Annotated in this window: 22 protein-coding genes; 3 read left to right on the top strand and 19 right to left on the bottom strand. The window is 38.6% G+C overall.

Annotated elements, in window-relative coordinates:
* From D1Z92_RS15160 to D1Z92_RS15130, 8 genes are all read right to left on the bottom strand, one after another.
* Positions 1 to 129, bottom strand: a 129-nt coding sequence (locus D1Z92_RS15160; RefSeq protein WP_164931650.1) for a helix-turn-helix domain-containing protein, incomplete at its 3' end; no start/stop codon positions are given.
* A 189-nt stretch (positions 130 to 318) separates the two neighbouring features.
* The gene (copZ, locus tag D1Z92_RS15155; RefSeq protein ID WP_128896522.1) at positions 319 to 525 is read right to left on the bottom strand and encodes a copper chaperone CopZ; all 207 of its coding nucleotides are present in this window, start codon (positions 523 to 525) and stop codon (positions 319 to 321) included.
* Positions 526 to 594: 69 nt separating this feature from the next.
* The gene (locus tag D1Z92_RS15150; protein WP_128896521.1) at positions 595 to 3,030 is read right to left on the bottom strand and encodes a heavy metal translocating P-type ATPase; all 2,436 of its coding nucleotides are present in this window, start codon (positions 3,028 to 3,030) and stop codon (positions 595 to 597) included.
* Between the two features lie 27 nt (positions 3,031 to 3,057).
* Positions 3,058 to 3,375 (bottom strand): metal-sensing transcriptional repressor, encoded by a 318-nt coding sequence (locus tag D1Z92_RS15145; RefSeq protein WP_128896520.1) that lies wholly within the window; start codon positions 3,373 to 3,375, stop codon positions 3,058 to 3,060.
* Positions 3,376 to 3,649: 274 nt separating this feature from the next.
* Positions 3,650 to 3,784, bottom strand: coding sequence for a hypothetical protein (locus tag D1Z92_RS17735; RefSeq protein ID WP_276318882.1), 135 nt, complete (start codon positions 3,782 to 3,784; stop codon positions 3,650 to 3,652).
* 4 nt (positions 3,785 to 3,788) lie between these two features.
* A complete protein-coding gene (locus D1Z92_RS15140; RefSeq protein ID WP_128896519.1) occupies positions 3,789 to 4,214 on the bottom strand; it encodes an NUDIX hydrolase in 426 nt (141 codons plus the stop codon).
* A 412-nt stretch (positions 4,215 to 4,626) separates the two neighbouring features.
* Entirely contained in the window at positions 4,627 to 5,961 is a 1,335-nt protein-coding gene (gene mtaB / locus D1Z92_RS15135) for a tRNA (N(6)-L-threonylcarbamoyladenosine(37)-C(2))-methylthiotransferase MtaB (protein WP_128896518.1), read from the bottom strand.
* 1 nt (position 5,962) lies between these two features.
* Positions 5,963 to 6,733, bottom strand: coding sequence for a 16S rRNA (uracil(1498)-N(3))-methyltransferase (locus D1Z92_RS15130; protein ID WP_128896517.1), 771 nt, complete (start codon positions 6,731 to 6,733; stop codon positions 5,963 to 5,965).
* A gap of 293 nt (positions 6,734 to 7,026) precedes the next feature.
* On the opposite strand from D1Z92_RS15130, the gene D1Z92_RS15125 reads away from it, so the two are divergent.
* Entirely contained in the window at positions 7,027 to 8,541 is a 1,515-nt protein-coding gene (locus D1Z92_RS15125; RefSeq protein ID WP_164931649.1) for an amidase, read from the top strand.
* 97 nt (positions 8,542 to 8,638) lie between these two features.
* Here the strand turns inward: D1Z92_RS15125 and D1Z92_RS15120 are convergent, their stop codons facing one another.
* Both D1Z92_RS15120 and D1Z92_RS15115 read right to left on the bottom strand, forming a co-directional pair.
* Complete coding sequence (locus D1Z92_RS15120; RefSeq protein ID WP_164931648.1) at positions 8,639 to 11,191, bottom strand: peptidase G2 autoproteolytic cleavage domain-containing protein; 2,553 nt, start codon at positions 11,189 to 11,191, stop codon at positions 8,639 to 8,641.
* 151 nt (positions 11,192 to 11,342) lie between these two features.
* The gene (locus D1Z92_RS15115; RefSeq protein WP_164931647.1) at positions 11,343 to 11,690 is read right to left on the bottom strand and encodes a winged helix-turn-helix transcriptional regulator; all 348 of its coding nucleotides are present in this window, start codon (positions 11,688 to 11,690) and stop codon (positions 11,343 to 11,345) included.
* A gap of 223 nt (positions 11,691 to 11,913) precedes the next feature.
* Here D1Z92_RS15115 and D1Z92_RS15110 point away from each other — a divergent pair, with 223 nt between their 5' ends.
* Both D1Z92_RS15110 and D1Z92_RS15105 read left to right on the top strand, forming a co-directional pair.
* Complete coding sequence (locus D1Z92_RS15110; protein ID WP_128896513.1) at positions 11,914 to 12,549, top strand: FMN-dependent NADH-azoreductase; 636 nt, start codon at positions 11,914 to 11,916, stop codon at positions 12,547 to 12,549.
* 152 nt (positions 12,550 to 12,701) lie between these two features.
* Entirely contained in the window at positions 12,702 to 12,989 is a 288-nt protein-coding gene (locus D1Z92_RS15105; RefSeq protein WP_128896512.1) for a hypothetical protein, read from the top strand.
* Between the two features lie 4 nt (positions 12,990 to 12,993).
* On the opposite strand, the gene D1Z92_RS15100 is transcribed toward D1Z92_RS15105, so the two are convergent.
* The 9 genes from D1Z92_RS15100 to dnaK form a co-directional block, all read right to left on the bottom strand.
* Complete coding sequence (locus D1Z92_RS15100; protein WP_128896511.1) at positions 12,994 to 13,659, bottom strand: site-2 protease family protein; 666 nt, start codon at positions 13,657 to 13,659, stop codon at positions 12,994 to 12,996.
* A 51-nt stretch (positions 13,660 to 13,710) separates the two neighbouring features.
* Positions 13,711 to 14,679, bottom strand: coding sequence for a 50S ribosomal protein L11 methyltransferase (gene prmA, locus D1Z92_RS15095; protein ID WP_128896510.1), 969 nt, complete (start codon positions 14,677 to 14,679; stop codon positions 13,711 to 13,713).
* A 57-nt stretch (positions 14,680 to 14,736) separates the two neighbouring features.
* Positions 14,737 to 15,372 (bottom strand): S-Ena type endospore appendage, encoded by a 636-nt coding sequence (locus D1Z92_RS15090; RefSeq protein ID WP_128896509.1) that lies wholly within the window; start codon positions 15,370 to 15,372, stop codon positions 14,737 to 14,739.
* 109 nt (positions 15,373 to 15,481) lie between these two features.
* Positions 15,482 to 16,255, bottom strand: coding sequence for a hypothetical protein (locus tag D1Z92_RS15085; RefSeq protein WP_128896508.1), 774 nt, complete (start codon positions 16,253 to 16,255; stop codon positions 15,482 to 15,484).
* Between the two features lie 35 nt (positions 16,256 to 16,290).
* Entirely contained in the window at positions 16,291 to 16,902 is a 612-nt protein-coding gene (locus tag D1Z92_RS15080) for a hypothetical protein (RefSeq protein WP_128896507.1), read from the bottom strand.
* 19 nt (positions 16,903 to 16,921) lie between these two features.
* The gene (locus D1Z92_RS15075) at positions 16,922 to 17,548 is read right to left on the bottom strand and encodes an S-Ena type endospore appendage (RefSeq protein ID WP_128896506.1); all 627 of its coding nucleotides are present in this window, start codon (positions 17,546 to 17,548) and stop codon (positions 16,922 to 16,924) included.
* A 15-nt stretch (positions 17,549 to 17,563) separates the two neighbouring features.
* On the bottom strand, positions 17,564 to 18,250 hold the full coding sequence (locus tag D1Z92_RS15070; protein WP_128896505.1) for a hypothetical protein: 687 nt from the start codon (positions 18,248 to 18,250) through the stop codon (positions 17,564 to 17,566).
* Positions 18,251 to 18,475: 225 nt separating this feature from the next.
* Positions 18,476 to 19,597, bottom strand: a complete 1,122-nt coding sequence (dnaJ, locus tag D1Z92_RS15065) for a molecular chaperone DnaJ (protein ID WP_128896504.1) — start codon at positions 19,595 to 19,597, stop codon at positions 18,476 to 18,478.
* An 89-nt stretch (positions 19,598 to 19,686) separates the two neighbouring features.
* The gene (gene dnaK, locus D1Z92_RS15060) at positions 19,687 to 21,540 is read right to left on the bottom strand and encodes a molecular chaperone DnaK (protein WP_128896503.1); all 1,854 of its coding nucleotides are present in this window, start codon (positions 21,538 to 21,540) and stop codon (positions 19,687 to 19,689) included.
* Positions 21,541 to 21,547: the final 7 nt, after the last annotated feature.

Below are 21,547 nucleotides of genomic sequence, written 5' to 3'. Positions count from 1 at the left end.
GTAAGTATCAATCCAAAGTGCTAAAAACCTATTGAACACAAAACGAGAACAGCCGATTGTTTTGGCAATTAATATTTGTTGTTCTTGATTTGGATAGATACGAAACTTATAGGCTTTATTGACTAACATTGTTTTCACCTCACTTTCTAGCAATATCTAAATTATACCAAACAATCTTAGGCTACGCCTACCGACATTCATCTCCGACTTACTCATTGGGCTACGCACTTCTCACTCGTTGAAGTGGGAGTCTTCTGTCGGAAAAAGATAAAAAAAACCGTCACACATGCATGTGGCGGCTTTTACACAATGATTCTATTATGCTACATCGTAGCCTTGTTCTTCTATGGCTTCTTTTAATTTATCAACAGCAATGTTAGCTTCATCGTAAGCGATATCTACTTTACCACTATCTAAATGAACTTCTACACTACCAATCCCGTTCAACTGCGTTAAAGCGTCTTTCACTGCTTTTTCACAATGACCGCAAGTCATACCAGATACGTTTAATGTTGTTTTTGTCATATAAATCACTCCTAAATTTTGAATGTAATGATAAGTACGATGCCCAATGAGTCTCGCATTGAGCACCTTTTAAATCTTAACGCGCTTCAGTCGAAGTGCATTGGTAACAACCGAAACAGAACTAAATGCCATTGCCGCACCAGCAACCCACGGCGCTAACAATCCTATCGCTGCTATGGGAATCCCCGCTGAATTATAAGCCAATGCCCAAAATAAATTTTGTCTAATATTGCGCATCGTCTTCTTGCTTAGCTTAATGGCTTTTGGAATGAGGGCCAAGTCGCCACCCATGAGGGTGATATCTGCGGCTTCAATGGCTACATCTGTCCCCGTACCAATAGCGATTCCAATGTTCGCTGTTGCTAGTGCTGGAGCATCATTAATTCCATCTCCCACCATTGCTACTTTTTTACCCTTAGCCTGTAACGATTTCACATGATTTGCTTTTTCTTCTGGCAGCACTTCCGCGAACACATGGTCAATACCAACTTGCTCTGCTATTGCTTGTGCAGTTTTCGTATTATCGCCTGTGATCATATACACATCTAAGCCTTGTTCTTTCATTTGGGTTATAGCAGATTTGGCTGTTTCTTTTACCGTATCTGCAACGGCGACTATACCAACTACTTTGCTATTGCGCGCAATGAGCATAGAAGTCTTCCCTTGTGCTTCATAAGCTTGCATTTGAGCTTCATAATTTTGAATATCCAACTGATGTTTTTTCATCAATTTTCTTGTACCTACGAGTACTTTCATTCCATCCATTGTGGCTTCAATACCATGACCGGGTATTGCTGAAAAATGTTCTAAAACTTTCTCCTGTGCTCCTTGTTCTTGAGCATACGTAACAATCGCTTCCGCAAGCGGATGTTCAGATGATCTTTCCGCTGTGTACAAGTAAGATAAGATATCTTCTTCGTTTGATTCAAAATTAGTAACAACAGGCTTTCCTTTTGTGATGGTTCCTGTCTTGTCCAATATGATCGTATCGATTTTATGTGTATTTTCTAAGTGCTCCCCGCCTTTAAACAAGATACCTTGCTCAGCACCTTTTCCCGTACCAACCATAATCGAAGTTGGAGTTGCTAATCCTAATGCACATGGACAAGCGATCACTAAGACGGCAATGGCAACTTCAATCGCTTGCGGAAAATTGCCAAAGTCTACGAAGAAAAACCATATGGCAAAAGTAAGGAGAGCAATACCGACAACGATAGGGACGAATACACCGGAGATGATGTCTGCCATTCGTTGTATAGGTGCTTTCGATCCTTGCGCTTCTTCTACGATTTTAATAATGTTAGCAAGTACGGAATCTGAACCTACTTTTGTCGCTTTGATTTGTAATGTTCCATTTTTATTGATCGTAGCTCCTGTCACCATATCTTCTGCTTGTTTGTTTACAGGAATAGATTCACCTGTGATCATCGATTCATCTACAGCAGATTGACCAGAGATAACCATACCATCTACGGGTATTTTTTCCCCCGGACGAACAATAATGTCATCCCCTGCAATGACTTGTTCCAATGGAATTTTCATTTCTTTCCCATCTCTAATAACGCTCGCTTCTTTTGCTTGTAAGTTTAGTAACGTAGAGATGGCATCTGTCGTTCTTCCTTTTGCTAATGTTTCAAACCATTTACCAAGGAGAATAAGGGTGATAAGTACAGCACTCGTTTCAAAATATAGATGCGGCATGTAAGCGGAATTGCCTATCGTTCTGAAACTTTCAAACAAACTATAGAAGTAAGCTGCGGATGTACCAAGTACAACGAGCACGTCCATATTTGCACTTTTGTTTTTGAGCGCTTTGTAAGCACCGATATAAAAATGTCTACCTATATAAAACTGCACAGGTGTAGCTAGTGCTAATTGGAACCATGGATTCATGAAAAGTTTAGGAACAGAAATACCTAAATCCCAAGGTGTATGACCAACCATCGTATAGAGCAATGGTAAGGATAACAATATAGAAAGATACAACATAAATTTTTGCTTCTTCATTTCGGCTTCTTTATGAGATGATTTTTGCTCTCTACTTTGCTTTACCTTCGCATCATAGCCTAAATGTTGTATTTTCCCGATGATATCTTCGGTAGTTACCACACCAGTATGAAAAGCTACAGATGCGGATTCTGTCGTTAAATTTACCGTCGCAGTCTGTACACCGTTCATTTTATTCAGCACTTTTTCTATTCTACTGGAGCAAGCGGCACACGTCATACCGTGAACGTCTAATTCTACTTTCTCTGACTGCACTCCGTAACCCAATTTATTTATTCTCTCAATCACTTCTGTGGATGACATGACTGAAGCATCGTATTGCACGGAAGCGGATTCCATCGCTAAGTTAACGTTAGCATCCACACCGTCCATTTTATTTAATACTTTTTCTATTCTACTAGAGCAGGCAGCACACGTCATACCTGTTATATTCAACTTAAGTTGATTGATATCATGTTGACCTTCGCCAGCAATGCCTTTTGCATCTGCATGACTCATAATCTTCACTCCCTTTCTTTTCTTCTCTTAAGATTTAGCAAATTGCTTCATGACTTTAATTAACTCTTCTACCGCTTCATCACCTGTTCCGTCTTGTATAGCATCTGCAACGCAATGATTTGTATGCCTTTCTAATAGTTGAAAGCCTACATTTTTCAAAGCGGAGTTAATAGCGGACACTTGAATGAGCACATCGACACAGTAGCGATCATCTTCGATCATCTTTTGTATTCCTCTTACCTGTCCTTCTATTCGCTTTAATCTATTGATCATTTGCTGTTTTTCTTGTTCCGTTCTTGGATCTTTTACTTTTTTACCGTCTTGTTCATGACAATCTTGATTCATTTCCATCACCTCTACATTTATTTTATACCCCCATAGGGTATAATGTCAACAAAAATACCTCTATAGGGTATATTTTTTTGTAAAATAAATAAAAACACTACTTCCATTACAACCGTAAGCTATGCATGCATGTACGATATAAGGGAAATAGCGCTTTACATAAGCTGCATATTGTTTAAACTTCTTTCAATTCCACTACGTTCAAATAAAACCCCTAAAATGAAAGTTGCTAAACCCCTTGATAGATAAGCATTTTCAAAGAATGTTGATACTATCATAACACCGTGATTTGCAGTAAACCTCCAGTTGTGTTTTCCATCATATGAAAAATATGAAAGAGATCCATTGGTATATAAGGCTTGGAAGCAGATAGATCAATAGAACGATCCACTGCACTTTTACATCCCACAATACTATCCCAACATTTCAAGTAAAGAACATGCCTTTTCTACCACGCTGTCGTTGTTATCGTATCCTTCATTTCGTTGTAATGTTAAAGCTTCGTTAATCGAAACCCAATATACATCATCAATCTCTTCTTCTTGCACCGTAATATTTGTAGAGTTTGCCAATACTAAATAATAATGAACGGTCTTTTTCACTGTTCCTAATTGTTCATGCTCGTATGTATAATGAATCGTTTCTAACGTATGTTTTATTTCACCATCGATGCCTGTTTCTTCTTTAATTTCTCTAAGTGCTGTTTGTTCTATCGTCTCTCCAGCTTCCATTTTTCCCTTTGGCAATGTCATGCTGCCAAAACGATCTTTAATGATCATCACTTTGACTTGTCCTTGTTCGATGCGGTAAACGACTCCACCTGCTGATATTTCTTCCATGTTAAACCTCCGATATTCTCATCATCATGATTATTTTATACATTTCCAAAAACACATTAATATAAGTTGAATGAACTTGTTCAATCAACTTATTACCGCTAACATAAGATGGAGAAATTACAATAAGATAACCTTTACGCCTGGCAACTGAGGCGTAAACCTGTATCTCCTTATTTCTTCATCTTATATTTAAATTGAATGAACTTGTTCAACCAACTTATTACCGCTAACATAAGATGAAGAAATCTCTACATCAACCTTTATTCCAGGTTACTTAGCAGTAAACCTGTATAGCATTATTTCTTCATGTCATTACTATTATACAGTAAAAGAGGCTCCTATATGGAACCTCTATTGAGCATACTTTGTATCATGCTGTATTTGCCTCACCAGCAAACGTATCATTTTATATTTATATCACAGCTTGCTTGGACGGTTGCAACGTTCTAACAAACACACCTTTACAAGTGTCTGCTCCTGCTTCTGTAACTTTCACTTTGCACAATTGACCGATCATATCTGGAGTTCCTTCGAATACCACTTGTAAGTAGTTATCTGTATTTCCCATGATCAATCCATTACCATCTTTGTAACTTTTCTCTGGAATAACTTCTAATACTTCACCGACAAACTTTTGTGCGTACTCTAATCTCATGTCGTTAGACAATTGAATCAACTGCTGTACGCGCTCCTGTTTCTCTGTATCCTCTACCTGATCATCCATTTTTGCTGCTGGTGTACCAGAACGTTTGGAGTATGGGAATACATGCATTTCAGCAAATTGCATTTCTTTGATATGACGGTACCCTTCCTCGTACATTTCTTTCGTTTCCCCTGGGAAACCAACGATAATATCTGTCGTAATCGCAACATCTGGCATGATGTCATGCAGTTTTTTTATTTTCTCCATAAACTCTGCCACGTTATATTTACGCTTCATTCTTTTTAATACGTCATCTTGTCCCGCTTGCAACGGTACGTGTAAGTGACGACACATTTTGTCCGAGTTTTTGAGTACTTCTATCACATCATCAGTAATTTGACTCGCTTCAATGGAGCTGATACGAATACGCTCTAACCCGTCTACTTCCGTTAAGTCTTGTAGTAAGTTAGCTAACGAATAATTTTCTAGATCGTCACCATATCCACCCGTATGAATTCCTGTGAGTACAATTTCTTTGAACCCATTACGAACCAACTGCTTCGCTTGCTTAATCACATTTTCTGGCGGACGACTGCGGCTCAATCCTCTCACCCACGGAATGATGCAAAACGTACAGAAATTATTACAACCGTCTTGTATTTTCAAAAACGCTCTTGTGCGATCAGAAAAGTCCGGAACGTCTAATTCTTCAAAATCTCTTCGCTTCATAATATTGTGCACGGCGTTAATCGGCTGACGCTCTCGCTGTATTTGTTCCACGTAGGGAACAATTTTATCTCGATCTTGTGTACCGATAACTAAGTCCACGCCTGCAATATCCAATATTTCAGCAGGAGCTGTCTGTGCATAGCATCCTGTTGCACCAACAACCGCATCTGGGTTTCTTCTAATTGCTCTGCGCAATACTTGTCTACTCTTTTTATCACCCGTGTTTGTTACTGTACACGTATTTACAATATATACATCTGCAGGGGATTCAAAATCCACTTGCTCATAACCTGCCTGTTTAAACATTTGCCAAATCGCTTCTGTATCATAAAAGTTAACTTTACAACCTAATGTATGAAATGCAACTGTTGGCATTTTATTTTCCTCCCATCTCACCAGTCTCATAATATATACAACTTAATGCGACCATACCAGCTGTTTCCGTACGCAAAATTCGTTTGCCTAAATGGATAGATGTACAACCTTCCATTTCCGCTTGCGACGCTTCTTCTTCTGTAAAGCCGCCTTCTGGACCGATGATAATCAATATTTTTTTCTTCTCACTCTCACCTACTGCTGCAGATAGCGAGATACGTTGCAGTGCATCTTTAATGCCTACTGCATCTTCTTTCTCATAACAAATCATAGCCAAATCCGCTTCACTAGCTATACTTAATATTTGTTTCCAAGAATATATCTCCGTAACCTCTGGAATAACATCACGATGCGCTTGTTCAGCTGCTTCCTTCGCAATCTTTCTCCAACGTTCTAGACGCTTATGCATCTTTTTCTGGTCATATTGTACAATCGTTCGAACAGATTGAAAAGGGATGATTTTGTCAGCTCCAAGTTCCGTACACTTCTGCACGATGGTCTCACATTTATCACCCTTTGGTAAGCTTTGTGCCACCCAAACCTCTACATTCGCTTCGGTTTTGTCCTCTAGCTCGTATTGAATGGTTGCTGTCACTTCTTTTCCTTCAATATGACTGATCTTTGCGAGCACGGTATGTCCATTTCCATTACTTACAATGATTTCATCATCTATTTTTTGCCGCATCACTTTTACTATGTGATGTGCATCATCATCTTTAATCGTTACTGTATTAGCAGCAAATTGTTCAGCTGGAACAAAATATCTTTGCACGCTTTATCCCTGCTTTCTTAAAAACATCAACCTATATCTTACACCTTTTACAGTTTAATTTCTACCCTCAACACGCCGATATATAGTACATAGGGATATAAAGTTGTACTTCAAAACGGATGATGCATGACTTTTTCAAAAAAACATTCCAAAAGAAACATTACTATGCAATTAAATATTAACTTTTGAATGTTAACTTTTGAAATATATAATTAAATTATCAAAATTATTAAAATTTTAATATCTATTTCAATTTAGTAGTTTATGATAAAAGAAAAAAGGAAGTGAAAACATTGAATAAAGAATTAGACGCTTATTTTTCTTATTCTGCGGTAGAATTAAGTAAAATCATATTAAGCAGAAAAGTAACATCTGAGCAATTAGTTAGACAACTACTACAAAGAATACAACAATACAATCCCTCCGTTAATGCTATTGTTTCCATAAATGAACAAGATATAATACAACAAGCTATCGAGGCAGACCAACTTTTAGCAAAAGGTCAAATTACAGGTCCACTGCACGGTGTGCCCATTAGTATTAAAGATTCCTTCGCAGTAAAAGGTCATTCCGCTTCAGCAGGATTTGAGCCTTTACGTGATTACATACCAGAATATGATGCGACCGTTGTCGCTCGTTTGAAAGAAGCAGGTGCCATTGTCATTGGGAAAACAAATGTACCTACTTTACTCATGGATGTACAGACGAAAAATCCTATTTATGGTACTACGAACAACCCATGGGATGACACGAAAACAAGTGGGGGAAGTAGCGGTGGAAGTGCAGCAGCGCTAGCAGCTGGTTTAAGTTTTATGGAAATCGGTAGTGATGTGGGAGGCTCATTACGTATTCCGGCTCATTTTTGCGGCGTTTACAGCTTAAAACCTACAGAAAACAGCGTTTCCTCATATGGTCACATGTCAGGTGTACATGATTATGCTCCTTTCAAAGTATCTAGACACATGTTTACTTACGGACCCATGGCTAGATCGATGGAAGATCTCATTGTCAGCTATCCGATCATAGCTGGCTATGATGGTAAAGACACCGCTGTGCCTCACTTATCTTTTGATAGCAATAGTTTAGATCAAGAACAAGACATAGCCAAAATGAAAGTTGCATGGCTGGAAGAAATACCTGGGATACCAGTAGATGATAATATGAAGCGCGAAACTTCTCAGCTTATAGATAAATTGAAAGCATCTGGAGCAGAAGTTACACAAATAGAACAATTCCCTGTTGATCCTCAGCTCGTATGGGAGACATGGAGTAAATTGATTTATGCAGAATTAAAATCTACGATGCCAGTACAAGACGAAAACAAAACCAATGCACTGTATGAAGAGCACATTACTGCATCGATAAAATTCCCACTGACGTTTGAAGCTTATATGGAACTATTAACAACTAGAGAAAAACTCGTTGCAGCATTTGATGCTTTTGTATCTGAATACGACATGCTTATTTTACCTGTAAGTTCGACAACGGCGATCTCGCACATGGAGGCAGATGATGTGTTGGATTTTGAGCCAATATACAACAAGACCATTAAAGTTAACGACACAGAAATGAACTACTGGCATGCCGTTACCGCATATGTCAGCTTGTTCAACGTACTAGAGAGTCCTGTAGTCACGATGCCTTTTGCACTTTCAAATGAGAAACTTCCTATTGCAGTGCAATGTGTAGGGAAAAGATGGGACGATATGAAGTTACTTCAGGATGTACAAACGATAGTAAAACATGTGCCATCATCTCTACCCCCAATTGCAACTGATAAAGACCTTTTAAAATCAACTTCGTCATAGTATGTAAAGTTTAAACAGAAAAAACATGTGCCTTCTTTTCTATAAATTTTCCATAGATGAAGGCACATGTTACATGTTATCCATATTCTGCATTTCTTTAATCTTCTAATTTTTTTATTCTCTCTAACAATTGTTCCATGTGCTGATGATGACTTTCTTTCCAAGCCGCTACTTGTTCATCCATTTCTTGCAAACGTTGTTTCAATTGCTTATTCTCATCTTTCCATTTTCTTTGCTGTGCATGTTGTTCCCCGTTAAGCAGCACGAGCACTTGACGTTCACCACTCCGTTTCATCACTCGATATCCTTGCTTTGCATGTGTAGCAATACCATCTGCATTCGGCATACAATAACCATCTACTTTACACGTACCATCATCCCTGACTCTAACTTGCCCCACTAACCCGACAGCTACCCATTCATCACGATCTGTTCGAGAAAGATAATATTGATTAGGATCATAAGCAGGATTAACCATTTTGGACTGCACCTTTTTTTGAGGAGATATAATTTCTCCACGTTTATTCCTTTTTTCGGGAATAACCTTCGTTTCCATTATAAATTGGCCCCACTCATTTGTTTCGTACTGCCCTTGCCAATGCAACTCTGATGATCCACTGATGATGGCTGGTGTAGCACTTGATACCCCTAATATATAGTCATCACGATCGTTAGCGATACGAATTTTATCTCCTTGTAATGCGATAAAATAACCTACTTCGATAGGATCACCATGCTCGGTTTCAAACATCTCGGCAAAGTCACAATTGTTACAATTACCGCCCATTGTCACGCCGTTAAAACAAGCAAACCCAGCGTTTACACCATCACCACGAATAAATGCGGCAATACCGTTTCCACCAATACCGTGTGCTCCAGCTGCTAAGTGCCATGAATTCTCAAATTTAGCTGCACCACTATTTCCCATAATATGAGCACTAGTTAACGTAGCACCAATGACCGTATCTATACCTTCTGCATGACATGCCATAGCACCAGCAAACGTATTCATACCTTCGGCGTGGGCTGCGGTAGAATCTGCTGTAGCACCAGCAAACGTATTCATGCCTTCCGCATGGCTTGAATCGCCCATTGCTATGGTTACAATTCCTTCCGCATGGCTAGCAATTCCATTTGCTGTTGTTAGGGTTCCTTCGGCATGTGCAGCAGTTGTTCCAGCTACTGTTTCAATTCCTTCGGCATGACTTGAATCCCCCATTGCAATGGAGAAAAATCCTTCGGCATGACTTGAATCTCCATTCGCAATCGTACAATCTCCTTCAGCATGAGAGTACGGTTCACATGCCAATGTATTTCTTCCTTCCGTATGCGCAGCAGTGCCAGTAGCAATACTCATCAACCCTTCTACGTGACTGAAAAGTCCAGTAGCTATGGTTCCAGATCCTTCCGCATGCGCAGCACGAGCACAAGCAAAAGTAGTATCTCCCTCCACATGGGCAGCTATAGCTGTATTATCAGTAATACACCCATATCCTTCCGCATGCGAAGCTGTCGCTTCAGCAACTGTTTTAAATCCTTCTGCATGCGATGAAGTACCTTCAGCAACTGTTTCACATCCTTCCGCATGCGATGAAGGTGCCGATGCAAAAGTCAGAATTCCTTCCGCATGTGCAGCTAAAGAATCTGCTGAACCGCCAGCAACTGTATGCATACCTTCAGCATGGGATCCATTACCAAATGCTCTTGTCATACATCCTTCTGCATGTGATGCAAATGCCTGTGCTAGAGTAAGCGAACCTTCCGTGTGGGAACCTTCTCCCCTTGCCGTCGTTGCACTTCCCTCTGCATGAGAAGCAGTTGCTGTTGCTATGCTTTCCACTCCCTCTGCATGAGCATAAAATCCACTAGCGATGGTTGAGATGCCCTCTGTGTGCGTTCCAACTGCCATGGCTGTTGTATTCACGCCTTCGGCATGGGACGCTTCTCCCTGAGAGGTGCTTCCATCTCCTTCGGCATGCGATCTTACCCCAGTTGCAACAGTAAATGCATTTTCTGCATGAGCATTGTCACCAGAAGAAACCGTCATTAAACCTTCTGCATGAGCTACAGCTCCTTCTGCAATAGAAAATCTTCCTTCCGCATGCGTACTTTCTCTTCTTGCTGATGTCATAATTCCTTCTGCGTGAGCAGCAGTTGCGCCAGGAAAAGAGACCGTATCTTGCCCCTCAACATGAGAACAGTCCCCCCTCGCGGTACAGCCATCGCCTTCCGCATGTGAATTTACAGCAACTGCAGACGTTCTAAATCCTTCTGCATGTGAATTAGATCCTATTGCACTCGTTAAGATACCTTCCGCATGGGCATTGGCACCTTCTGCAAATGTGATATTTCCTTCTGCATGTGAACATACTCCTTGAGCTATCGTACTGCAACCTTCACTATGTGCATCATCCCCACCTGCTACCGTTAAAATTCCCTCTGCATGCGCATTGGCACCATTTGTTACGGTTACATTACCTTCTGCATGTGAGCATACACCTGTAGCGACGGTGCTACATCCTTCACTGTGTGATCCTATCCCATTTGCGACTGTTCCTAAGCCTTCCGCTAATGAAGCTTGTGCGTTTGCAGTTGTGTTTTGTCCTAATGCATCAGAACAAAACCCATTAGCATTCCGGTTACAAATCACTATCTTCACTCTCCATTCGTCATTTGAAGATAGTATATGAAGATGATGGCCCTGTGCTTGTGTATTCATCTATATAAGATAAAGAAATAATATAATACAAGTTTACGCCTCAGTTGCCAGGCGTAAAGGTTCATGTAGGGATTTTAAATACTTATGGTATATCTTGTAGACTTGGAGTTTGACTGATGCTTTCCAAATATTCCGATCCCCATTGATTAAGTTCATCAAATATAGGTTTTAAACTATAACCCAACTCAGACAAAGTGTATTCTACTCTAGGGGGCACCTCTGGATATATTTTGCGATGTATTAATTTTGCAGCTTCTAACTCTCTCAATTGTTTCGTTAATACTCTCGATGTAATATCTGGAATTGCTTTTTTTAGTTCACCAAACCGTGTCGTTCCATGATTTAAAAGTTGATATAAAATAAGAGCTTTCCATTTTCCACTTATAACACCAAGTGCAATATGTGTCGGACATCGTTCTTCCAATATCATCTTCCCCCACTTCTCTATAGTATACATAAGTATACTTTAACACATCTGAGTACCTACAATACAAAAAAGTGCGTACTTGTTAACCGTTAACATATATATAATAATAAAAGTGCAGCAAATACATAAGATGAATAAATGATGTGTTATCAATTTTTTTATCTTATGCATAGAGTTCATAAGTTAAATGTAGTTAGAAAAATAAATGATGAAAGTAGGTTATACAGTGAGTAAATTATTGTATGTAACAGCTAATCCAAAATCACCAGACACTTCATATAGCTTATCTGTTGGTCAAACTTTTTTAGAAGCTTATAAAGCAGAGCATGCACAAGATGAAGTAGAAATATTAGATCTATACGAAACTGAAATCCCTTATATAGATGGACACATCCTATCTGGATGGGGAAAATTACAGCAAGGAGAATCATTTGACAAACTTACGGACGAGGAAAAATCAAAAGTAGGTCGTTTAAATGAAATTTCCGATCAATTTGTTAGTGCAGATAAAATTGTATTTGTCACACCACTTTGGAACTTTAGTTTCCCTCCTTTAATGAAAGCGTATATTGATAGCATTTGTATAGCAGGTAAAACCTTCAAATATACTGAAAATGGACCTGTAGGCTTATTAAACGACAAAAAAGTGCTACATATCCAAGCTCGTGGTGGGATATATTCAGAAGGACCAGTAAAAGATTTTGAAATGGGAGATCGACATATTAGAGCTATTATGTCTTTCATCGGTATTCATGATGTAGAAACATTGGCGATTGAAGGGGTTAATTTCTTCCCAGAAAAAGCACAAGAAATTAAAGAAGAAGCGATTGCAAAAGCAAAAGAGCTAGCAACAACGTTTTAATATATTGCGCATTATTTATTATAGTATTGAGGGGTACATGGTTCATTTATCAACAAAAATGCCTATCGAAGCAGATAGGCATTTTTGTTGTTTACATATACAACTTGATTTAGATTTTTCCGATATTAAATGTATACGAGGAGGAGTTAAACATGCTCGCAAACTTTTTAAGTTTAACCAAAATCAAAGGCGATTATGTTTTCATTCGAAATTTCATCTTTATGACAAAAATTCCTATATCTGATATTGTCAGAATCGTCATAGTGCAACAACACTTTGAGGATGAAAATGAAAATATGAACAACCAAAAAGTAAAACTAAAACTGTATACAAATGAAAACGACTATGTTATTCAACTGAAGTACAACGCACAACAACTATTTTTAAAACAAATACAACATAAAAATAATCATATTACCATAGACAAAACATCTAAATAACCAATTAAAGTACAAATCTAATGATCTCGAACATCATCATATTGATATAATCTGCAAGATTAAATAATGGTGCAATCGTGATGCTCCGTAAAAACGGAATAAATACAATAAGTAAAAATATAAGTGTTCCCCAGTGCTCGTTTTGCGTCATTTTGGCTCTTGTGCTCCGAGGGGCTAGATCATGAGCAATGCGATATCCGTCCAACGGTGGTAAAGGGATTAAATTAAATAAAAATAAGACAGTATTTAATTTGTAACCTATCGTCAAAAACTCCTCTACCGCACCTGGCCAACGACCCGGTAGTAAAGTCAACCATTGATTGACTAACACTACATACCATAAAATAAAAAACAAAAATGCTAATAGCAAGTTACTAAGTGGGCCAGCAATCGAAACGATAACACTCATTAATCTAGGCTTCTTAAATGCATTGCGATTTACTGGGACTGGCTTAGCCCATCCAAAACCGACAAGCAATATAAGTAAAGTACCTAATACATCTAGATGAGCACGTGGATTCAACGTCACTCTTCCTTGTTTATATGCTGTATCATCCCCAAATTTATAAGCAAAATAAGCATGAGAACATTCGTGCACAGCAAAAGCAATCAATAGTACTAATAATACAAACGGTAACTGTTCAAAATTATAAGCAAATATTCGATCCAATCTACCACCATCTATCTATATATGTAATAACAATAATTGAAGAGTCTAACATTATTGTTTCTCTGCAATCAATGCGATCCAATCTTCCTCTTGTAACCTTGTCATCACTGTAAATCCAGCTTTCTCTAATGCCTTAACCACTTCTTGTTCTTTTGGCTCAATAATACCTGAAACGACATATTTCCCACCAGGTTTCAGCACTTTATATACATCATCTACAAATTGAAGGATGACTTCGGCAAGAATGTTAGCCACGACAATAGGCACAGGTAATGAAACAGGAATCGCACCTTCATCATGAAGTTGAAGTACGTTCAGTAAATCACTTTCCTGTACGTGTATTTGTTTTTCTAATTCATTCATGGCTACATTTTCTTTTGCACTTTTTACTGCTACAGGATCTAGATCCACCGCAAGCACTTGTCCGGCACCCATTTTCGCTGCACCAATGGCCAAAATACCTGATCCTGTTCCTACATCAATAATATGATCCCCTGTTGTGATGATTTGCTGCAAACATTTCATACTTAATGCAGTCGTGGCATGTGTGCCAGTTCCAAAAGCCATACCTGGATCCAGCTCTATAATGATCTCGTTATGCTGCTTTTCATACGTTTCCCAACGTGGTTTTATCACAATATCATCCGTAATATGTGTAGGTTTAAAATACTGTTTCCAACCGTCAGCCCAGTCGGATTCCAGCACTTCTTTGCAACTCAATTTCGCTTCCCCTACATCGATATCTAAGTCCTTTAAAGCCATGATGTGCTGTTCTAGCTCTTTGACAAGCGCAGAAGGGTTGCGATGATCTGCAAAATAACCTTTAATTTCCGCATCCCCTTCTGCAATATGATTTAACGGCTCCTCCCCGTACCAAACTCCAAGTGAAGTGTGTCTCATTTTACTTGCATGACTTGATTCTTCGATGGATACACCACCAGCACCCATCTCATGAAGAAAATGAGATATCATTTCTTGCGCATCTTCTTTCGTAACGATCGTGATTTCATGCCAAACCATATGCATCCCCCTATCTCAGTTAAAGCTATTGTACTATAATATAGTTTCCACAGGAAATCAAGTTTTAGCGTATTCTTCAGTTAATAACACGCACATGCTATATTCAACAGTGATTTCAGTCCCGCTTGTAGAAGCAATTCTAATCTCTTGAACATCTTTAAAGCTAAACGTTTTCGTAAGTTCATCCAATACCGTTCGGTTTACTTCACCTGAAAACAATATGAATGTCACTTCCACATTACCACTTGTAGGCATTAAACTGACTAGGCCATGACTCCCCTCTGGCAAAGTAGATTTAAAAAGCGTTGTTTCCGAAGATACAGCAGGTTTCACTAATTTCAGTTCATTAATATCACAGAGCGCATAACGGTGAAAAAAGATACATATTTCGTACGTTACCGTTGCTGTTACATTCGTAGCAGGATTTGTCACTCTAACTTCTTTTACATTATTAAACCTTAACGTTCGTGTTAAGAAAGGATTAAGAATAATAGGTTTGGATACGGTATCATCAGCAAAAACGAGTGTAATGTGTAACGTAAAAGCCTCATCATTAAAAATACTTATCATTCCTGTTTTTCCTATTTTAGATAAACTTTCATAGATTGCTGACGTTGTATCTTCCGGAATCGTTGCACTTAACTCTGTTTCAATATGATCACATAATATTGCCTTTTTCTTTTTTCTTATCATATATATCACCTCACTTTATAAGTTGAATGAACTTGTTCAATCAACTTTTTACTACTATGCATAAGATAGAGAAACTCCACGTCAACCTTTACGCCAATGTTCAAGCCCTTTAGTCTTGATCATATGAAAATACGATACATAATTGATATTCGCCATTGGTCAAATCACTACTGCCTATATTCTCTAGCATAATTTCCTTAGTATGCTCAAAACTATATATTCCACCTGACCCAAACAGGATCTTTCTCGTTTTATTCCCTTTGTTCGTTACGAATGTGATTCGCAATTCAGGACCGTCACTTAAATTTTCAAAAGAAATCATTCCCCTGCTTAATTGCTCTGGAAAAGAACGATACAACGTAACCTTATCGCCAGGTTGTAAAAAGTTTTCTTCCAATTCAGGCTCTGTGTGCTGGCAGATTAAACCTGGTTGCAGTTCCAAACAAATTTCACATAGTGTATCTATCATTTCATTCGTATTATTTTTCACCAGTATCTTACTGACATTTGAAAAAGTAAACGTAGCGCTTCCTCTCTGTAATGGGATACTTTGTGTAGAAGTTCCATCTGCTTTTATGAATCTGATCGTTACATCTGATGAAGACACATTGTCTTTATTTTTTAACGATACTTCTTCCGACTGTGATGCTGGTTGAGAAGCTGATTCTACGGTAGACTCTGATATCCTATTTGGTATAAATGTAGTTTCAGATTCATCTCCCGGTTCTGAGTCAGGATTAAACAATCTAATCGATAACATACCAGATCTATTGACATCGAATATAGATTCGTAAATACAAACTTCTTCATTCATAGGAACATCAATATCAAGTTGTAACGTATTATGTGTACATACATGCCCGCTGCACTTTGGTATGCTCATCTTGATCACTCCTTTCTTTCATTGTTAATATCAACTTAACATGTAAGACATATCGCATAATGTAATACATTATTTGTTGAGCCATTATTACCAAGTAAAATCGTGTCTGTTTGTTCAAAACTAAATGTTTTTCCTGTTCCCTCTACTGTTTTCTTTACCGCACCTTCGGATGTCATAAATATGACCTCGATCGGAGGGAAACGAAGTTGAGATATACTCAATATTCCTTGACGCTGACTACCTTCTAGTGATTCATAAACAATACTCTGCTCACTTCCGTTCAAGTTTTTTTCTATCCTTGCATTGGATATCATACATTTCACTTTATAATCTAATAATATGGATATTTCATAGCTAATCATCGCTTGTTGGTCACTGTTATTGATGACTTTTATAGAATGTACATGCTCAAACGCAAAGGTAGTAACTCCTGCTGTGATTTCATCACCACCAGCCTCTTCCTCTCCTTCTTTTACAAACACAACAGATAAACTGTTACCTGTCATGTTATCAATAGAGATCATACCAGATCTTCCAACACCTAAAATAGATTCGTATAATGTAATCTCCTTATTAGCATCTACGCTAGAAAGTAAATTTGTTTCATTTGTATTGCAAACTACTTTTTTCTTTACTTTTATGGCCATCTTCATCTCGCCTCCTTTTTTATTTTTGATTTGAAATAACAGTACAGAATACGTATTCCACATTGGCAATATTGGATTGATTCGTATTTTTTATATTTATTTGCTTCACATCTTCTATGCTAAATGCTTTTGCTTCACCAATTAAAACATTCCTCGTAAACGTTTCCGAACTCGTGATGAATGTTAGCTCCACCACTTCATCGAAAGCTTTGACGACGAATCCACCTGTTTTACTTCCACCAAATATAGACTGGAATAATATCGAAGTATTTAAAGGAGGTATTTCTTCTTTTTCTAAATTAACACTATCGAAATTACACAGTTTTCCCTTCTCTATTTCTAAACAAATTGCATAATCTACTGCAACGCTCTCTGTACCAATTGATTTACGAATAGCAATACGCTGTACATCTTCATAACTAAATGTAGTGGAAGTTGGTTTTAAATCGATCATTGTCGTGGTTCCGTCTGGGTGTGTAAATCGTAGTTCTAAATTACTGCTAATAGGGTTTTTTAAGGTGATTATTCCGTTTTTCCCTTGTGATGGTATAGCCTCATACAAAACCCTCTCCACTGTTGGAACTTCAAACGAAAGCTCTAGCCTATCTTGCAAGCAAACGGCTTTTTTCTTTTTTCTCAGTGACATGTCTCAACCTCCCCTCTAGTTTTGATCATGATATCGATGTGGATAAGATAATACGGTACAAATAGCATAGCCAACACTTCTATCTTGATCTTCTAATAACGTCACACTAATCTTTTTGACGTGTTCGAAATAAAATGTACTGGTTGCAGTAATTTCTCTTTCTATTCTCGTTCCCAATGCCGTCTCAAAGGAACATAACAAATGTACATCTTCATCCTCTAACTCAATAGATATATTTCCTTCTTCACCTCGCTTGACGATAGATTCAAATAACATTCTTTCGCTATCAAATGGAAGTGATGTTGTCGATAACTCCGTATCAGATAAGGTACACAACAACCCCTGTTCTACTAGCACACAAATATCTAACAAAACATTCGTTAGGACTTCTGAAGTATTTCTCAATTTAATTCTTTTTATATTTTCAAAACTGACCGTATTCGCACCAGTTTTTAATAAGATGGGAGGGGGGACCGTACCGTCTACTTTTTGGAAAGTGAGCTCTATATCTTCTCCTTCGGAATTGAGATTATTAACCGTAATCATTCCTCTTCTACCTAATCCATTTAGCGACTCAAATATGGTCACAGGCACTTCCATATTATCTGGCAGTAATAAATTTAAGCCCGTTTTATTTTGCAAACATATAACTTTTTTAGCTTCTTTCTTTACTGGTTTATATTTCAACGTTCTTATGGTCATGATTTCACTCCTTTCCATCATGGTGACATGTTGTATTACCATGCTTTCATGTTTTCATGTACTGGGTTTGATTTATTTTATTCCAATCATTCATTTATGTATGGGTATTAGAAATGCGCCAAATGTACAAATTATAGTTGCTTGTCTCATATGCAGCATTTATTTTGCATAAAAACAGCGAAAAAAAGAACCCCTAATGTATAGGAGTTCGCTTACTTACTAATATTAACCTAAAAATGCCTTCTTCATTTTATCAAAAAAAGATTGATTCTTTTTGTGCGTTTGTTCCCCGTTTAAATTAGCAAATTCTTCAAGCAACTCTTTCTCTTTGTCACTCAGATGAGAAGGTGTGACTACGACGACTTTGACATGTTGATCGCCTTGTCCATAGCCTCTTAGCTTAGCTACACCTTTGCCTTTCAAACGAAAATACGTATCGGTTTGCGTACCGGATGGGATCTTCAACTTGACTTTACCAGTGAGTGTAGGAACCTCGATCTCATCTCCTAATGCAGCCTGTGCAAAAGTTAAAGGTACTTCACAGTAAATATCATCCCCGTCACGTTCGAAAAACTCATGTGACTTCACGCGAATAACAACGTAAAGATCTCCAGAAGGTCCTCCTCGTTGTCCTGCTTCGCCTTCTCCAGATACACGCAATTGTGCTCCATCATCTACGCCTGCTGGAATTTTAATATGAATTTTGCGCTGCTTTTGTACACTTCCTGCACCATGACAAGATCCACATTTACTTTTAATAATTTTCCCTTTACCTTGACAATGTCTACATACTCTGCGATTGACAATTCGACCAAATGCGGTATTTTGCACTACTTCTTCTTGTCCTGTACCTTGGCAATGGGAACACGTTTCAGCAGATGTTCCTTTTTTCGCTCCAGAACCATGACAATCATCACATGTTTCTGTTCTTGGTATCGTAATGTCCATTTCCTTACCGAAGACAGCTTCTTTGAACTCGATTGTCATCGAATATTGTAAATCAGCACCTCGCTTCGGTGCGTTCGGGTTTTGCTGACGACCGCCGCCACCGAAAAACATATCGAAAATATCACCGAACCCGCCCATGTCTTGACCAAATCCGCCGCCACCGCCACCCATGCCTTGGTTAGGGTCAATATGGCCAAACTGGTCATACTGGCTGCGTTTTTGCGTATCACTCAGCACTTCATAAGCTTCTTGAACTTCTTTAAATTTAACTTCTGCATCATCGGCTTTATTCACGTCTGGATGATATGTTCTGGCTAATTTACGATAAGCCTTCTTTATTTCATCTGCCGATGCACTATTACTAATGCCCAGCACTTCATAATAATCGCGCTTACTCATCGTTCCACTCCCATCTAAAGCTACATAGCGAAAGTCAAAGCTTGATATTTACAAGCTTTGACTTATTACAGGTATATTCCCTGTGTATGTTACTGTTTTTTCTCTTCCTCGTCAACTACTTCGTAGTCAGCGTCTACTACATTATCTTTTTTGGCTTCTTGCGTCGCATCACCAGCTGCTGCATCACCTTGTGCACCTTCTGCTTGCTGTGCAGCTTGCTCATATAACTTCGTAGAAAGCTGTTGTACGATTTGTGTCAACTCTTCCATCTCTGCTTTAATTGGCTCGATGTCTTCGCCTTCTAAAGCTTTTTTCAATTTTTCTTTTCCTTCGTTCGCTTTGTCGATTTCAGCTTGATCCACTTTATCGCCCAAATCAGCAATTGTTTTATCTACAGTGTAAACTAATTGATCTGCTTGATTGCGAACTTCTACCGCTTCTTTACGGTTTTTATCTTCATCGGCATGTGCTTCTGCGTCTGCCATCATTTTTTCGATGTCCTCATCGGATAAGCCACCAGATGCTGTGATCGTAATTTTTTGACTCTTACCTGTGCCCGTATCTTTTGCAGAAACGTTCACGATACCGTTACGGTCGATGTCAAATGATACTTCAATTTGTGGAACACCACGCGGTGCAGGTGGAATGTCTGATAAAATAAATCTTCCTAACGTTTTGTTATCTGCAGCCATAGAACGCTCACCTTGCAATACGTGAATTTCAACGCTTGTTTGGTTATCTGCATACGTTGTAAAGATTTGTGATTTAGTTGTTGGGATAGCCGTATTACGCTCGATCATTTGTGTCGATACGCCACCAGCTGTTTCAATACCTAGCGTTAATGGAGTAACGTCAACAAGCACGACATCCTGTACATCACCAGCAATAACTCCAGCTTGGATTGCAGCACCTAATGCTACAACTTCGTCTGGGTTAACACCTTTATGTGGCTCTTTGCTTGTTAATTTCTTTACCGCATCTTGTACTGCTGGAATACGTGTAGATCCACCAACTAAAACAATTTTATCGATTTCTGAAGCATCGAGTCCAGAATCTTTCAATGCCTGACGAGTTGGTCCCAATGTTCTCTCTACTAAAGCATTAGAAATTTCATCAAATTTCGCACGTGTTAAATTGATGTCTAAATGCTGAGGAACTCCATCTACAACCGTAATAAACGGAAGGGAAATGTTCGTTGTTAATACGCTGGAAAGTTCTTTTTTCGCTTTCTCTGCAGCATCTTTCAAACGTTGAACCGCTGCTTTATCCTTGCTCAAGTCAATACCTTGTTCTTTTTTAAATTCAGCAACCATATAATCGATAACAACTTGGTCAAAGTCATCTCCACCTAAGTTGTTGTCTCCGCTTGTCGCTTTAACTTCAAACAATCCATCACCAAGTTCAAGTACGGAAACGTCAAATGTTCCTCCACCAAGGTCGAAAACAAGAATCGTTTGATCTTCATTTTTCTCTAATCCATAAGCCAATGCAGCAGCTGTAGGCTCATTGACGATACGTTGTACTTCAAGTCCAGCAATTTTCCCAGCATCTTTCGTTGCTTGACGTTGGCTGTCGTTGAAATATGCAGGAACCGTAATCACCGCTTGTGTTACTGTTTCCCCTAAATAAGCTTCTGCATCTGCTTTTAGTTTTTGCAAAATCATGGCAGACACTTCTTGCGGTGTGTATGATTTATCATTAACGTCTACTTTATAATCTGAACCCATATGTCTTTTGATGGACATGATCGTACCATCTGGATTTGTGATGGCTTGACGCTTTGCTGTTTCCCCTACAACTCTTTCTCCATCCTTTTTAAAACCAACAACCGATGGAGTCGTACGATTTCCTTCCGCGTTAGGAATAACGACTGCTTCTCCACCTTCCATTACTGCTACGCAAGAGTTCGTTGTTCCTAAATCAATTCCGATTACTTTACTCATTAATATT

It is taken from the genome of Longirhabdus pacifica, assembly GCF_004115085.1.
Taxonomy (GTDB): Bacteria; Bacillota; Bacilli; order Paenibacillales; family DSM-105158; genus Longirhabdus; species Longirhabdus pacifica.
Note: the sequence above shows the minus strand (reverse complement) of the source record. Positions and strands in the feature narration are given on the sequence as shown.